This window comes from Streptomyces sp. NBC_01294 (assembly GCF_035917235.1).
Taxonomy (GTDB): domain Bacteria; phylum Actinomycetota; class Actinomycetes; order Streptomycetales; family Streptomycetaceae; genus Streptomyces; species Streptomyces caledonius.
In genome coordinates this window covers 432,809-446,785 of sequence record NZ_CP108423.1, presented here as the reverse complement: position 1 = coordinate 446,785, position 13,977 = coordinate 432,809, and the positions used below count along the sequence as shown (strand labels likewise).

Sequence of the window (13,977 nt, the reverse complement as noted above, 5' to 3'; positions counted from 1 at the left end):
CGGCGGCCGCGAGATCTGACCGGCGCAGGGGTGTTCCGCCGGGGACGCTTTGCCTCCTACGGTCTGTGCACCACAGTTCCGGACCAGGAGGCAGCGTGAAGCGCGAGATCGACATCGACCAGCTGGTGACGGCGATGAAGGCGGTCGACGAGGCGGGGCGGCTCTTCGAGGAGGCGCACGCCGTGTACGAGGCGCGCGGCCTCAAGCGCAACAGCGACGACTTCAAGGTGGCGGGCGGCTCCGTCCAGACCCTGCAGGGTGCCGAGGAGATGGCCCTCGGCACCCGGAAGTTCCTCACCGAACTCGCGCTGATCGCCGGGTACGCGGCCGCCGGACTCGAGGACCGCGTGAGCGGGAGATCGACGACCGCGCGGGCCGGATTCACCGGCCTCGCCGGAGGCGGGGCCCGGATGGCCCGCCCGCTGCTCGACCCGACCCTGCGGGGACTGCGGCTCCTGCTGGCCGTCGACTTCTTCGAGCCCGCCTTCAGGGCGGAGATCGAGGAGGTCGTGCGGGCCGAGAAGGCGACCTACCCGGACCCCTCGATGTTCCGCATCCCGGCCGCGTCGGACGGCGCCGCCACCGTCGGCCGTACGCCCTGAGCCCCCGGGGTGCCGGGCCGGGCCGGCGGAGCGAGGCTGGGGGTATGCATCATGCGCCCGTCGTCGTGCACCGGATCTTCCCGTCGGGAGGCCGGCAGGTGACCCTGCGGACCCCGAGCGGAGAAGAGTCCCTCGGCCTCGCCCGCTCGGACGAGGACGTCATCGAGTTCCTGCGGCGCGCCGGCATGCCGGACCCCGACGACGTGGTCCTCAGCGGCATCGAGCTGGTGGAGTGGGAAGGGGACACCCCCCACGTGTACGAGGCGGACCCGCCGACCGACGACCTCCCCTGACGGCCGCCGTCCCCGCGCGACGCCCGCGGGGCCGGCGTCCGGACCCTCGGCGGCGGTGGCCCGATCGCTCGGCTTACGCCGCCCGCTGCTTACGCCGCCCTCGGCTCACGCCGTGCCCCGGTGGAGGGCTTCCAGGACGGCCAGATCGTCCGCGGAGAGGCGCAGCGCTCCGGCGGCCACGTTCGCGTCCAGGTGGCCGGGGTTGCCGGTACCGGGGATGGCCAGCACGTGCGGCCCCCGGTGGAGCGTCCACGCCAGCCGTACCTGCGCCGGGCTCGCCCCGTGCGCCCGCGCGACGGCACGCACCTCCTCGCTCTCGGCGCCGCTCGCGCCCGCCTGCCCTCCGGCGGCGGCGATGGAGTAGAACGGCACGAACGCGATCCCCTGCTCGCCGCAGGTGTGCAGCAACGCGTCCTGCTCGGGCCGCACGCCGATCCCGTACATGTTCTGCACGCAGACCACCGGCGCGATGGCCCGGGCCTCGGCGAGGTGCTCGGGGGTGACGTTGGAGATCCCCAGGTGGCGGATGAGGCCGGTATCGCGGAGCCGGGCCAGCTCTCCGAAGCGCTCCGCGAGGGAATCGGTTCCGACGACGCGCAGGTTCACCACGTCGAGGTGGTCACGGCCGAGCTGGCGCAGGTTCTCCTCGACCTGGGCGCGCAGCTGCCCGGGGGAGGCGTGGGGAAGCCACGTCCCGGACGGGCCGCGGCCGGGCCCGACCTTGGTGGTGATCACGAGGTCCTCCGGATAGGGCGCCAGCGCCCGGTTGATCAGCTCGTTGGCGGAGCGCAGCGGCGAGAAGTAGAACGCGGCGGTGTCGATGTGGTTCACGCCCAGCTCGACCGCGCGGCGCAGCACGCCGATCGCCCGGCCGCGGTCGCTCGCCACGGCGTCGTCCGCGAAGGCCTCGCCCTGCTGCGTCAGGCGCATCGCGCCGAAGCCGATGCGGTTGATCTCCACGTCGCCGAGTGTCCACGTGCCGGATGCCGCAGCGGTGATGGTCTGTGAGGTCATGCCCGGATGATCGCCACCGGGTACGCTGCCAGGCCATTGATTCAGGCATGTGCGAATCCACGGGGTGGCTGTGCTGGCGGAGTTGTCCTTCTCGGTGAGTGATCTGGCGCAGATGCGGTTCGCCGTGTCGCCGATGTGGGAGGTCGGGCCCAGCTTCCGGCTGCTGCGCTCCGGGTCCACACCCCTCGTGCACCGGCCCTGGGCAGCGCAGGTACGGCCGCGGCTGGCGGCCGCCGGCCTGGACCGGGGCTGGCTGGCCGAGCTGATCCCGCCCTCGGGGTACGTGCCGGACTTCCTCAACCCGGCGCCGACCGGGCCGGCTCCGGACCTGGCCGAGGAGCTCGCCGGGATCCGGGCCTCTCCCGCCGACCGGGTACGCCGGGAGCTCGACCGCCTCGGGCAGGAGCAGGGAGGCCTCGGCCCGCGGGCGCGGACCCTGTACGCCGAACCGCGGGCCCGCCTGGGCCGGGTCACGGAAGAGATCGAGACCTACTGGGAGCTGGCGCTCGCGCCCTACTGGGCACGGATCCGGGCGGTACTCGAAGCCGACGTCTTCCACCGGTCCCGACGGGTCGCCGAGCACGGCGCGGGCCGTCTCTTCAACGCTCTGCACCCCTCGGTGAGCCGGGACGACAACGCGCTCCGGCTGGACCGCCGCCACCGGCCCCTGTCCCGGACGACGGCGGGCGCAGGGCTGCTGCTGATCCCCTCGGCCTTCACGGGGCCGGTCCCGTTCACCCGGGTGACGCCGCCCGAGCCGCCCCAACTCGCCTACCCGGCGCGCGGCACGGGCTCGCTGCGGGAACCCCGGCCCGTCACCCGGACCGAGGCCCTGGCCGCCGTACTCGGCCGCTCCCGGACCCTGCTGCTGACCGAACTGGAGACACCGGCCTCGACCACCGAACTGGCCCGCCGTACGGGGCTCTCGGCCGCCGGGGTGTCCCAGTGCCTCACCGCACTGCGCGACGCGGGTCTGGTCAGCGCCCACCGGGCCGGCCGCTCCGTGCTCTACGCCCGCACCGGCGTGGCCGAGTCCCTCCTCGCCGCCCGCCCGTGAGGGCACCGCCGCCGCCCGGGGCGCAAGGCCCGGGGGAGACCGAAAGGCTGCACGGGCCCCTCGTACACTTGCCTCTTTGATCCAACTCATCTTCATCGGGGGAAGAATGACGGTACGTGACATCCGCACCGCGGCGGGCATCATCGGCCGGCGCAACGCGCTGCGCTACCTGGCCATCGGCGTCGGCGCGTCCTTGCTCGCGGCCTGCACGGGCAAGGACCGGCAGGCGGCCACGGGGGCCACTTCCGGCGCCCCCGCTCCCTCCGGGGCCTCGGCTTCCCCGACCTCGGGCGCTTCCCCGACCTCGGCGGCGCCCGCGCAGCCCTCCGCCACCGCGGCCACCCCCACCAAGCGGGGCGTACTGGACCGCTCCTTCGAGGCGTTCGTCAAGGGCGCCTGGACCATCGAGTCGACCGTGCCGGGCGGCGACGTGGCCCGGGGCAAGGCCACGGTCGACCTCCACTCCTGGACCATCGAATGGGGCGGCAAGGCGGGCACCTGGCAGGGCGGCTACCGGCTGCACGGGAGCGGGGTCCTGGCGATCGAGGCCCACGAAGGCCCGGCGGCACTGACCCGCGAGCGGGGCACCCAGGCCCACGCGGTCCCGCTGACGGTGGGCGACCGCGTCGAACTCACGCTCCCCTGGCAGCCGCCGGGCCACAGGAACGCGGGCGACGGCCAGCGCCTCTCGGTCACCTACGCCGACAACAAGCTGACCGTCCGCCACATCGAAGCCTCGGGCAGCACCACCACCCACGTCTGCACCCGGGCCTAGGTCTGTCCGGCTGACGAGCGAAGCGCGGATCGCCTGAGCAGCTGTTGCTCTCCCCGTTCGCTGAGAACGCCGAGCCGCACGATGTCGATTGGACGGCTGAGAAACGGTCCAGCTGCTACGGAAGAGGAAGTCCGACTCAAGCACCGTGTGAAGAAGCCGCGACCCTCAGCGTCATGGCATGCCCTCCAGCAGGCCGACCGTGGCCCGGGCCGACGGCGGCTTCTAGGATCTCCGGCATGGCAACAAGACTCGTACAGATCAACATGAAGGCCCAGGACGACTCCGCGCTCGGCCGGTTCTGGGCGGAGGCACTCGGGTGGGGTGTCGACAGCGAGGGACCCGGCGTGACAAACCTCGAACCCGTGGGCTTCGCCTACCCCGACCCCGTGGCCGTCTGCATCGACATCATCGCCCGCCCGGAACCCAAAACGGTGAAGAACCGGGTACACCTTGATCTGGCCACCACCTCGACCGCCCATCAGGCGGAGTTGGTCGCGCGCCTGCAGGGTCTGGGCGCGACGCTCGCCGACGTGGGTCAGGGCAACGTCCCCTGGACGGTCATGGCCGATCCGGAGGGCAACGAGTTCTGCGTCCTGGAACCCCGTCCGATCCATCAGGACACCGGGCCGATCGCCGCGGTGGTGGTCGACTGCGCCGACCCACGAGCGATGGCCCGGTTCTGGGGCGAGGCGATGGACTGGACGCTCCATGAGGTCACCGACGACCACGCGACCATGCGTTCCGCCAAAGGCGTCGGCCCCTACCTGGAGTTCCTCCGCACCCCCGACACCAAGAGCGTGTGGAACCGCGTCCACCTCGACATCTGCCCCTACCCCGGTGACGACCTGGAAGCAGAAGAGGCCCGACTGCGCGCCCTGGGCGCCACCGACCCCGGTATTGACCAGTCTGCAATCTCCTGGACGGTTCTGGCCGACCCGGAGAGCAACGAGTTCTGTCTCCTCACCCCTCGCTGACCTTGAGCAACGGCTCCGGCCGGTTGCGGGCCAACGGCGCAGACCCGCCACGAGCGGGCCGCAGCCACCGGCGGTGCCCGTAGGGCCCCGGCGCCTACGGCGACGCTACGCGCCGGCCTTCGGCGACCTCCGGACGGTCCGGCACCGGCGGACGGGCGGCCTACGAACAGATCACGTGCGCGGGCAGCGCGGCGGCCTGGGCCGCGGCGAGCTCGCGCACCGTGGCCATGTCGCTGAAGGGGAGCAGTTCCTCCCCGACGATCTGGTAGGGCTCACTGCCCTTCCCGGCGATCAGGACGACGTCCTCGGGGCCCGCGGCCGACAGGGCGAACTCGATCGCCCGGCGGCGGTCGGCGCACCGTTCGAAGGGGGTGCCGGTCTTCGCGATGCCGGGGGCGACCTCGTCCAGGATGGCCTCGGGATCCTCGTTGCGGGGGTTGTCCGACGTGAGGACGCAGAGGTCGGAGTGGGTTCCGGCGATCGTCCCCATGTCGGCCCGCTTGGTGGTGTCGCGGTCGCCGCCGCAGCCGAAGACGGTGACGACCCGGCCGCGCGCGAAGCCGCGGATGGTGGTCAGGACCTTCTCCAGGGAATCCGGCGAGTGGGCGTAGTCCACGATCACGGAGGTGCCGAGCGGGGTCCGGAAGCGCTCGAACCGGCCCGGTACGGGAGGCATCAGGTCGAGCGCGGCGACCAGGGCGCCCAGGTCGTGGCCCAGGACGTGACAGGCCGCGACGGTGGCCAGCGCGTTGGCCACCGAGAACCTGCCCGGGACGGGGATCGACGCCGGATATGTGCGCCCGCCGTGATGGAGGGTGAACCGTGTCCCCGAGGCACTCACGGCGAGGTCGGTGGCCCGGTAGTCCGCCGGGGCGTCGAGTGCGTACGTGGTCACCGCCCCGGGCATCATCGCCTGGATGCCGGCGCCCACGGGGTCGTCGGCGTTGACCACCGCGTGCCGGCACAGGCCCTGGAACAGCCGGAGTTTGGCGTCCCGGTAGTTCGCCATCGTGCCGTGGTCGTCCAGGTGGTCCTGCGTCAGGTTCGTGAAGACGCCGACGTCGATGAAGGTACGGTCGACCCGGTGCGTCAGCAGGCCCATCGAGGTGGCCTCCAGCACCACGCTGCCGGCGCCGTGGTCGCGCATGTACCCCAGCAGGTACTGCAGGTCCGGCGACTCCGGCGTGGTCAGCACCGAGCGCGGCATCGGGATCTGCTCGTCGCCGATCCGGCTGCCGGCGGTGCCGATGACCCCCACCTTCGCGCCCTCGGAGATCCGCAGGGCGGACTCGACCATGTACGACACCGAGGTCTTGCCGTTGGTGCCGGTGATCGCCACCATGTCCATCTGCCGCCCGGGCTCGCCGAAATAGCGCGAGGTCACGATCGCGGCGGCGGTCCGGGTGTCGGGGACCCGTACGGCGCACGCGCCTGGCGGCCACACCGACGCCGGGAGAGCCGGTTCGCTGCCGTCGACGAGCACCGCGGCCGCTCCGCGCGCGAGTGCGGGAGACACGGAATCCGGTCCCCCCTCCCGGTGTCCTGGTACGGCGATGAACAGCGAGCCGGGCATCACCCGGTCGGCGTCGAACGTGGTTCCCGCGGTGATCGACGTCGTCTCCGGGTTCCCATGGAGTACGTGGTGCTCCTGGCCGGCCAGCAACTCGCTCAACTTCACAATGATCCCTTCGAGGTGGCTCGGCCCGGGCGTGCGGCCGTAGCCAGGCGGCAGCGCCGGCGGCATGCCGGGAAGCTGCGGTGGTGCCGTGGAGCGGGGCGGGGCGGGCCTTCGTCCGGTGAGAACGGAACGAGGCGGATCAGCCCGGCGGGAGAGGCCTGACGGTCGCGTGGGGCAGCGGCCCGCCCGGGAGGTGGGAAGCGCTAGCCGTGGCCGTGCAGGGCGATGCGGCGGGTCTCGGGCGCCTCGACGTCAGCCGCGAGGGCGGGGTGGACGACGGCCGGGCGCACGACGGAGGCGGCCTGCTGCAGGCACTGCCTCGTGGAACCCGGATGACCCATGGCCCGAGTGTACGGCCGATCGGCCTACGCGAAGCCCTGGCCGCAGACGATCGGGGCACCCCCTAGGGTGAGGCCGTGGTGACGAACGGGAGTGCGAGCATGAGTGGCGACCGGGTGCTGTACGGGTGCATGGGGCTGGGCGGGAGCTGGGACCCCGGTCCGTACGCGCCCGGCGACATCGACGAGGCCGAGGCGGCGGTCCATGCCGCCCTCGACAGCGGGATCACCACCTTCGACCACGCCGACATCTACCGGCACGGCAAGGCCGAGGCCGTGTTCGGCGAGGTGCTCGCGCGGACGCCGGGGCTGCGCGAACGCATCACGCTCCAGACCAAGTGCGGGATCCGGCTGGGCGACACGGACCGCCCGGGGATCTACGACCTGCGCGGCGAGAGCATCACGCGGCGGGTGGAGGAGAGCCTGACCCGGCTGCGGACCGATGTGATCGACGTCCTCCTGCTGCACCGCCCCGATCCGCTGGCGGACGTGGACGCGACCGCCGCCGCGCTGACCTCCCTGCACCGGCAGGGCCTCGTACGAAGCTTCGGCGTCTCCAACATGGGCGCCGCGCAGATCGCCCACCTCCAGGCCCGTCTCGACGTGCCGCTGGTGGCGAACCAGCTGGAGATGAGCCTGCACAGCCGCGACTGGGTCGAGGCCGGGGTGGTGCTCAACACCCCCGGATCCGCGGCCAACGGGTTCCCGTTCGGGACCCTGGAGCACTGCCGCGACCACGGCATCCGCCTCCAGGCCTGGGGGGCACTGGCGCAGGGCCGGTTCACCGGCCTCCAGCAGACACCGGCCGAACGGGCCACCGCGCAGCTGCTGGACGAGCTGGCCCGGCGCAAGGGCACGACGCCCGAGTCGGTCCTGCTGTGGTGGCTGATCCGGCACCCCGCCGCCATCGCGCCCGTCATCGGGACCGCCCGCCCCGACCGGATCCGCGCCTGCCGCGACGCGGCGCTGCGCGAGCCCGACCTCACGCACGAGGAGTGGTACGAGCTCTGGATCACGGCCCGCGGCGTCCCGCTCCCCTGATCGCGGCCGGGGAAGCCGCGCGGGTACCGCCTCCCGCGCGCGTGCGCAACCCGACGGCGCCACGATGGAGGGAGAACCCGTACCCCGCAGGCCTGGGGAGATGGCGCCATGAGCACGCACAAGGTGGGACCCGACATCACCGTCCTCGCGGATTGCCTGGAGGTACCGGGCATCGGCTTCCTCCCGGTCAACGCGTTCGTGCTGCACGCCGAGCAGCCGGTGGTCGTCGACACCGGCCTCGGACTGCCCGACCGGGACTTCCTCGACACGCTCGGTTCGGTGGTCGACCCCGCCGACGTGCGGTGGATCTGGCTGACGCACCCGGACCGCGATCACACGGGCGGCCTCTTCGCCCTCCTCGACGCCGCTCCCGAGGCGCGCCTGATCACCACGTTCCTGGGCGCCGGGATCATGTCCACCGAGCGGCCGCTGCCCATGGACCGGGTCTACCTCCTCAATCCGGGCCAGAGCCTGGACGTGGGCGACCGTACGCTGCACGCCTTCCGGCCGCCGCTGTTCGACAATCCGGCGACCGTCGGCTTCTACGACGACCATGCGCGGGCCTGTTTCAGCTCCGACTGCTTCGGCGGGCCCATGCCCAGCGCGGACACCGCCACGTGCACCGACGTCGGGGCGGTGCCGGCCGAGGACCTGAGAGCCGCCCAGCGGCTGTGGGCGAGCGTGGACAGTCCGTGGGTGCAACTGGTGGATCCGGACAGGTTCCTGACCACCGTGGACCCGCTGCGGTCGATGGACCCGCAGACCATCCTGTGCACGCACCTGCCGCCGGCGGTGGGCCTGACCACGCAGTTCATCGACACCATCGCCGCGGTCCCCGGCATCGATCCGTACACGGGGCCGGACCAGGCCGCACTGGAACAGATGCTCGCAGGCTTCGAACCTGGATGACCTGAATAGCCTTGGAATCGTAGGGGTAGGGGCGGTTGCACCCCGCTGAACATCTGTTACTGTGCCCGCGCTTGGTGTTCATCCGTCATTCCGTCCCCCCTCGCACGTCGCGCGTCGCGCGTCCGAGGGTGCTGCGAGGTGTCTCGTACGTGCACAAGCCGGTGTTTCCTCGCGAGTAACCCCCGCACCATCCGCACCATCCGCGGCGCGCGGGCGCCGTCAGTTTGCCGGCCCTGCGCAATCCCAACGGCGTCGCCCCGCTCTCCGGGCTGACGGCGCAGGCGGCCGGCCACCCCCGGTCCGCCGCCGCTCTCCGGGCCGCCGCAAGGGTCCCCGCCGGTGCGGCCGCCCTCCGCGGACCCCTTCCGATCCCGCGCCGACGCCCTTCCTGCACGGCCACGGCCTCCCATATCCATCCGTACTTGTGGGTACTGCGGCCGAATGGCGCCGGATTTGATAGTTCTGGACTGGTCCGGTGTGAGAAAGCTGCGGGAAGGACCCGGCATGTTCGATCTACTACGCCCGGAGACCGTTGTGTGTCCCTTCTGCAAGGCCACGGCCGCCGACGGTGTCGTGCGGACCCTGCGGACCGGAGCGGTCTCCCTGTCGGTGACCTGGCACGCCCTCAACTGCCCGCACTACGCGGCCGACCGGATCCTCGCCGAGAACGAGAACTGAGACACCAGCCGGGCCGGGGCCTCAGGAGGGCGCGCCGCTCGGTTCCTCCCGGGCGGCCCGGCGGCGCCGGGCGTCCTCGTCGGTGTGCGCGTCGTAGGAGATCAGCTTCGGCAGCAGCGCGGCCAGCACCGCCACCGATGCCACACAGGCCAGACCGCCGCTCCAGAAGGCCGGACGGGTACCGGTCCAGCCGGCCATGGTTCCCGCCCGGACCTGACCGAGCTGCGGGCCGACGCTGTACGAGAGCACCTCGATCCCCGCGAGCCGGCCCCGCAGCTCCTCGGGGATCGTCTGGTTCCAGATCGTGGCGCGGCCGAGCCCGCTCAGCATGTCGCCCGCGCCCGCCACCGCGAGGCACAGCAGCACGAGCCAGATGCCGGGCAACACGCCGGCCGCCGCGATCGCCACACCCCACACCGCGGCCCCGATGACCACCAGCAGCCCGTGCCGGCGGACCCGGGAGGTCCAGCCGCTGGTCATCCCCAGTACCAGGGAGCCCACCGCACCCGCCGCGTACATCAGCCCCAGCGCCCACACCGCGTCGAGCTCGTCCGCGAGGAAGGGGAAGATCGTGTTCGGGAAGGCGAAGAACATCGCCGCCAGGTCCACGGCGTACGTCCCCAGCAGCACGGGCCGGCTCCACGCGTACCGCGCGCCCTCGGCGATCCCGCGCAGCGACGGACGCTCGGCGTCCTTCGCGGGCGGAGCCGGGCTGAGCCGTAGGCACAGGAGCACGGAGACGAGGAAGCCCACGACCGTGACGCCGTAGGCCGAGGCGTGACCGGCGTACGCGACGACCAGGCCGGCCAGCGCCGGACCGGCGATCGCGCCGGCCTGGTAGCGCAGCCCGTTGAGCGCGGCGGCGGCGGTGAGCTGGTCGTGCGGCACGATCCGCGCCATCAGCGAGTCCAGGGCCGGCCGCTGGAGCCCGGCCAGCGCCGACACGCCGGCCGCGACCACGTACAGCGGCCACAGCAGCGGATCCGGCAGCAGGGCGTTCACCAGGAGCACCAGGGCCAGCACCCCGAGCCCCGCCTCGGTCAGCAGGATCATCCGCCGCCGGTCGACCGCGTCGGCGAGGGCGCCCCCGTACAGCCCGAAGACCACCAGCGGGACCAGCTCCACCGCGCCCATCGCGCCGACCGCCAGCGGCGAGTCCGTCAGGTGCTTGATCTGCAGCGGCAGCGCGATCATCGCCATGAACGAGCCGAAGTACGTGACCGTCCCCTGGTAGAACAGCAGCCGGAAGTCGCGGCTCGACCGCCACGGGGCGAGGTCGGGCAGTACGGCGGTCAGTCGGGAGGTGCTCACGAGAGGCCATCGTCGGCGAGCGTCACCCGCCGCGGCAACGGATTATTCCGGCACCGCCGCCGGATCCCGTCCGCCCGAACGCCTCCGTACCCGCCTCGGACGGGCGAATCAGGGGCCCGGCGCGTGGCATCGGCGGGCCGCGGTGGCACGCATGGGTCATGCCGCCGGTGTCACCGTTCCTGCGTACGGCCGCGGCGTACGCCTGGCGCCTGCTGGTCGTCGGCGCCGCCGTCTACGCGATCTTCGCCGTGCTCGGCCGGTTCCACGAGATCGCCGTGGCAGTCTTCCTCGGCCTCGTCGTCGCCGCGCTGCTGTGGGCTCCCACCCGGCGCCTGGAGCGTGCCATGCCCCGGACTCCGGCCGTCGCCCTGTGCCTCTTCGGCAGCGCGCTGCTCCTGCTGGGCGTGCTGACGCTGGTCGGCGAGGCGGTGGCGGGGGAGAGCACCACCTTGACCCGCGAGTTCCGGCAGGGCCTCGCCAGCATCGAGGACTGGCTGGAGCGGCCGCCCTTCCGGCTGAACCCGCACGCGCTCTCCGACATCCAGGCCCGGGCCGGACAGTACCTGTCGAGCCACCGCTCCACACTGCTCAGCCAGGCGGTCAGCGGGGCCGGGCGCCTGGTGCACGTGCTGACGGTGCTCGCCCTCGCGGTCTTCTGCTCGGTCTGCTTCCTGCACGGCGGCGACCGGCAGTGGACGTGGTTCCGCGCGCAGCTGCCCGGACCGGTCCGCGAGCGGGTGGCGATCGCCGGGAGCGCGGCCTGGCGCACCTTCACCGGGTACACCCACGGGATCCTGCTGGTCGCGGCGACGAACGCGGTCCTCGTCGGCGTCGCGCTGTACCTCCTCGGGGTTCCGCTGGCCGTCCCGCTGGCGCTGCTGGAGTTCTTCGCGGCCTTCATCCCCCTCATCGGATCACCGGTCGCGCTGGCCATCGCCGCGGTGGTCGCGCTCGCCGCGAAGGGGCCGCTGGTCGCGGCCCTGGTGGTCGCGCTGATCGTGGTCATCGGCCAGATCGAGGGACACGTCCTGCATCCGCTCGTGATGAGCCGGGCGGTCCGGCTGCACCCGCTGGTGGTGGCGATCTCGGTGGTCGCCGGGGCCATCGCCGCCGGAGTGGTCGGCGCGGTGGTCGCCGTCCCGCTGGTCTCGGTCGTCTGGTCGGTGCACTCGGCCCTGCGCCGGGCCCGTCTTCCTGCACAATCGCCTGATGAGCGATGAAGACCCCTACCTGTGGCTGGAAGACGTATCCGGCGAAAGCGCCCTCGCCTGGGTCCGGGAGCGCAATGCCGAGACCGTGGACGCGCTGACCGGTGCCCCCGGCTTCAAGGTGCTCGAGCAGGAGACGCGCGAGGTGCTGGACGACGACGGCCGCATCCCCCACGTCGTCCGCCGCGGCCCCCACCTCTACAACTTCTGGCAGGACGCCGACCACGTGCGCGGCCTGTGGCGGCGGACCACGCTCGAGGAGTACCGCACGGACCGGCCGGCCTGGGAGGTGCTCCTGGACCTCGACGCACTGGCCGAGGCCGAGGACGAGAAGTGGGCCTGGGCGGGCAGCCGGGTCCTGGCCCCCGAGCACCGGCACGCCCTGGTCCTGCTCTCGCGGGACGGCGCGGACGCCTGCGTCGTGCGCGAGTTCGACCTGGAGACCCTGGAGTTCGTCGCGGACGGGTTCGCGGTCGCGGAGGCCAAGACCCGCATCGGCTGGATCGACCGGGACCGGGTCTGGATCGGTACGGACTTCGGCCCCGGCTCGATGTCCCCCTCCGGCTACCCGCTCCAGGTGCGCCGCTGGCGGCGCGGCACCCCGATCGAGGACGCGGAGCCGGTCTACGAGGGCCGGCCCTCGGACCTGTCGGCCTCCGGATGGCGCGACGACACCCCCGGCTTCGAACGGGACTTCGTCCACCGGCAGATCGACTTCTGGAACCAGGAGCTGTTCCTCCTCCGGGAGGAGTCCGCCGAACCGCCGCTGAAGATCGACGTACCGGACGACGCGGGCGCCTCCGTCCACCGGCGGTGGCTCACCGTCACGACCAAGTCGCCGTGGCTCGGCCACCCCGCGGGCAGCCTGCTCGCCTTCGACTTCGACGCCTTCCTGGCGGGGGAGCGGGAGGCCGAGGTGCTGTTCACCCCGGACGAGCACATCGCGCTCGCCGGATACAGCTGGACCCGCAACCACCTCATCCTGAGCACCCGCGCCGACGTCTCCTCCCGGATGGAGCTGCTCACCCCGGGACCCGGCGGCTGGAGCCGGGCCCCGCTCCCGGGGGTCCCGCCGCTGTCCACGGCCTCGGTCACCTGCACCGACCCGGACGTGGGCGACGAGTACTTCCACCACGTCTCCGGCTTCCTGCAGCCCTCCACCCTCTACCGGGGCACGGCCGGCGGCGACAGCGGCGGCGACAGCGAGAGCGTCAAGCAGAGCCCGGCGCTCTTCGACACCGCCGGCCTCACCGTGCGCCAGTACTTCGCGACCTCCGCGGACGGCACCCGCGTGCCGTACTTCGTCGTCGGACCCGAGGACCGTCCCGGCCCCGGCCCCACGCTGCTGTACGGGTACGGCGGCTTCGAGATCTCCATGGTCCCGCAGTACAGCGCGGTCACCGGCCGCGCCTGGCTCGCGCGCGGCGGCACCTACGTCGTCGCGGGCATCCGCGGCGGGCACGAGTACGGGCCGGGCTGGCACAAGGCGGCCCTCGGCGCGAACCGGGTCCGGGCGTACGAGGACTTCGCCGCGGTCGCCCGGGACCTCACCGCCCGGGACATCACCACCCCCGCCCAGCTGGGCATCGAGGGCGGCAGCAACGGCGGCCTCCTCATGGGCGCCATGCTCACCCGCGACCCGGAACTGTTCGGCGCGGTCGTCGCTCACGTGCCGCTGCTGGACATGCTCCGCTTCCACAAGCTGCTCGCCGGCGCCAGCTGGATCGCCGAGTACGGGGATCCGGACGACCCGGCCGACCGCCCCCACCTGGAGCGGATCTCGCCGTACCACCAGGTCCGGGCGGACGGGCCGGCGTACCCGCCCCTGCTCCTGCTCACCTCCACCCGCGACGACCGCGTCCACCCGGGCCACGCCCGCAAGATGGCCGCCCGGCTGCGCGAGTTCGGGCACCCCGTCCTCTTTCACGAGCACCTCGGCGGCGGCCACGCGGGCGCCACCGACCACCGGCAGACGGCCTTCAACGAGGCCCTGGTCCACACCTTCCTGTGGGAGCGACTGACCCCGTCGAAGTGACCCCGGTCCGGGCCCGCGACCGTCGTCCGGGCCTGGCCCCGGTGGCGGTTGGGGCAAAGACCGC

Annotated in this window: 14 protein-coding genes; 10 read left to right on the top strand and 4 right to left on the bottom strand. The window is 72.8% G+C overall.

Translation table 11 applies throughout. The features are described from left to right. Nucleotides 1–95 precede the first annotated feature (95 nt). Both OG534_RS02220 and OG534_RS02215 read left to right on the top strand, forming a co-directional pair. Nucleotides 96–602 carry a hypothetical protein gene (locus OG534_RS02220; protein ID WP_326586366.1) on the top strand — a complete coding sequence of 169 codons (507 nt, stop codon included), beginning with the start codon at nucleotides 96–98 and terminating at the stop codon, nucleotides 600–602. A 44-nt stretch (nucleotides 603–646) separates the two neighbouring features. Continuing rightward, the gene (locus OG534_RS02215; protein ID WP_326586365.1) at nucleotides 647–895 is read left to right on the top strand and encodes a hypothetical protein; all 249 of its coding nucleotides are present in this window, start codon (nucleotides 647–649) and stop codon (nucleotides 893–895) included. A 105-nt stretch (nucleotides 896–1,000) separates the two neighbouring features. Here the strand turns inward: OG534_RS02215 and OG534_RS02210 are convergent, their stop codons facing one another. Next, nucleotides 1,001–1,909 carry an oxidoreductase gene (locus tag OG534_RS02210; protein ID WP_326586364.1) on the bottom strand — a complete coding sequence of 303 codons (909 nt, stop codon included), beginning with the start codon at nucleotides 1,907–1,909 and terminating at the stop codon, nucleotides 1,001–1,003. Between the two features lie 112 nt (nucleotides 1,910–2,021). On the opposite strand from OG534_RS02210, the gene OG534_RS02205 reads away from it, so the two are divergent. The 3 genes from OG534_RS02205 to OG534_RS02195 all read left to right on the top strand — a co-directional run bounded on the left by OG534_RS02205 (nucleotide 2,022) and on the right by OG534_RS02195 (nucleotide 4,715). After that, nucleotides 2,022–2,966 carry a DUF5937 family protein gene (locus tag OG534_RS02205; RefSeq protein WP_442807206.1) on the top strand — a complete coding sequence of 315 codons (945 nt, stop codon included), beginning with the start codon at nucleotides 2,022–2,024 and terminating at the stop codon, nucleotides 2,964–2,966. 106 nt (nucleotides 2,967–3,072) lie between these two features. Continuing rightward, nucleotides 3,073–3,741, top strand: coding sequence for a hypothetical protein (locus OG534_RS02200; protein WP_326586363.1), 669 nt, complete (start codon nucleotides 3,073–3,075; stop codon nucleotides 3,739–3,741). Nucleotides 3,742–3,977: 236 nt separating this feature from the next. Beyond that, nucleotides 3,978–4,715: a VOC family protein gene (locus tag OG534_RS02195; RefSeq protein WP_326586362.1), complete on the top strand. Its 738-nt coding sequence runs from the start codon at nucleotides 3,978–3,980 to the stop codon at nucleotides 4,713–4,715. A 160-nt stretch (nucleotides 4,716–4,875) separates the two neighbouring features. Here the strand turns inward: OG534_RS02195 and OG534_RS02190 are convergent, their stop codons facing one another. Together OG534_RS02190 and OG534_RS02185 are read right to left on the bottom strand one after the other, a co-directional pair. Continuing rightward, nucleotides 4,876–6,393: a UDP-N-acetylmuramoyl-L-alanyl-D-glutamate--2,6-diaminopimelate ligase gene (locus OG534_RS02190; protein ID WP_326586361.1), complete on the bottom strand. Its 1,518-nt coding sequence runs from the start codon at nucleotides 6,391–6,393 to the stop codon at nucleotides 4,876–4,878. Between the two features lie 203 nt (nucleotides 6,394–6,596). Continuing rightward, a complete protein-coding gene (locus OG534_RS02185) occupies nucleotides 6,597–6,734 on the bottom strand; it encodes a hypothetical protein (RefSeq protein ID WP_326586360.1) in 138 nt (45 codons plus the stop codon). Nucleotides 6,735–6,833: 99 nt separating this feature from the next. Here OG534_RS02185 and OG534_RS02180 point away from each other — a divergent pair, with 99 nt between their 5' ends. The 3 genes from OG534_RS02180 to OG534_RS02170 all read left to right on the top strand — a co-directional run bounded on the left by OG534_RS02180 (nucleotide 6,834) and on the right by OG534_RS02170 (nucleotide 9,359). Then, nucleotides 6,834–7,772 carry an aldo/keto reductase gene (locus OG534_RS02180; RefSeq protein ID WP_326586359.1) on the top strand — a complete coding sequence of 313 codons (939 nt, stop codon included), beginning with the start codon at nucleotides 6,834–6,836 and terminating at the stop codon, nucleotides 7,770–7,772. 108 nt (nucleotides 7,773–7,880) lie between these two features. Next, nucleotides 7,881–8,681, top strand: a complete 801-nt coding sequence (locus OG534_RS02175; RefSeq protein ID WP_326586358.1) for an MBL fold metallo-hydrolase — start codon at nucleotides 7,881–7,883, stop codon at nucleotides 8,679–8,681. Nucleotides 8,682–9,185: 504 nt separating this feature from the next. Beyond that, nucleotides 9,186–9,359, top strand: coding sequence for a hypothetical protein (locus OG534_RS02170; protein ID WP_326586357.1), 174 nt, complete (start codon nucleotides 9,186–9,188; stop codon nucleotides 9,357–9,359). Nucleotides 9,360–9,380: 21 nt separating this feature from the next. Here the strand turns inward: OG534_RS02170 and OG534_RS02165 are convergent, their stop codons facing one another. After that, complete coding sequence (locus tag OG534_RS02165) at nucleotides 9,381–10,670, bottom strand: MFS transporter (RefSeq protein ID WP_326586356.1); 1,290 nt, start codon at nucleotides 10,668–10,670, stop codon at nucleotides 9,381–9,383. A 158-nt stretch (nucleotides 10,671–10,828) separates the two neighbouring features. On the opposite strand from OG534_RS02165, the gene OG534_RS02160 reads away from it, so the two are divergent. Beyond that, a complete protein-coding gene (locus tag OG534_RS02160; protein WP_326586355.1) occupies nucleotides 10,829–11,890 on the top strand; it encodes an AI-2E family transporter in 1,062 nt (353 codons plus the stop codon). Beyond that, nucleotides 11,880–13,913, top strand: coding sequence for a prolyl oligopeptidase family serine peptidase (locus tag OG534_RS02155; RefSeq protein ID WP_326586354.1), 2,034 nt, complete (start codon nucleotides 11,880–11,882; stop codon nucleotides 13,911–13,913). The genes OG534_RS02160 and OG534_RS02155 overlap by 11 nt, the downstream gene beginning before the upstream one ends. Nucleotides 13,914–13,977 lie beyond the last annotated feature (64 nt).

Coding starts and splice junctions, on each gene's coding strand:
- OG534_RS02170 (WP_326586357.1), top strand. CDS start 9,186: ATGTTCGATCTACTACGCCCGGAGACCGTTGTGTGTCCCTTCTGCAAG.
- OG534_RS02200 (WP_326586363.1), top strand. CDS start 3,073: ATGACGGTACGTGACATCCGCACCGCGGCGGGCATCATCGGCCGGCGC.
- OG534_RS02180 (WP_326586359.1), top strand. CDS start 6,834: ATGAGTGGCGACCGGGTGCTGTACGGGTGCATGGGGCTGGGCGGGAGC.
- OG534_RS02215 (WP_326586365.1), top strand. CDS start 647: ATGCATCATGCGCCCGTCGTCGTGCACCGGATCTTCCCGTCGGGAGGC.
- OG534_RS02160 (WP_326586355.1), top strand. CDS start 10,829: ATGCCGCCGGTGTCACCGTTCCTGCGTACGGCCGCGGCGTACGCCTGG.
- OG534_RS02205 (WP_442807206.1), top strand. CDS start 2,022: ATGCGGTTCGCCGTGTCGCCGATGTGGGAGGTCGGGCCCAGCTTCCGG.
- OG534_RS02175 (WP_326586358.1), top strand. CDS start 7,881: ATGAGCACGCACAAGGTGGGACCCGACATCACCGTCCTCGCGGATTGC.
- OG534_RS02210 (WP_326586364.1), bottom strand. CDS start 1,909: ATGACCTCACAGACCATCACCGCTGCGGCATCCGGCACGTGGACACTC.
- OG534_RS02185 (WP_326586360.1), bottom strand. CDS start 6,734: ATGGGTCATCCGGGTTCCACGAGGCAGTGCCTGCAGCAGGCCGCCTCC.
- OG534_RS02155 (WP_326586354.1), top strand. CDS start 11,880: ATGAGCGATGAAGACCCCTACCTGTGGCTGGAAGACGTATCCGGCGAA.
- OG534_RS02195 (WP_326586362.1), top strand. CDS start 3,978: ATGGCAACAAGACTCGTACAGATCAACATGAAGGCCCAGGACGACTCC.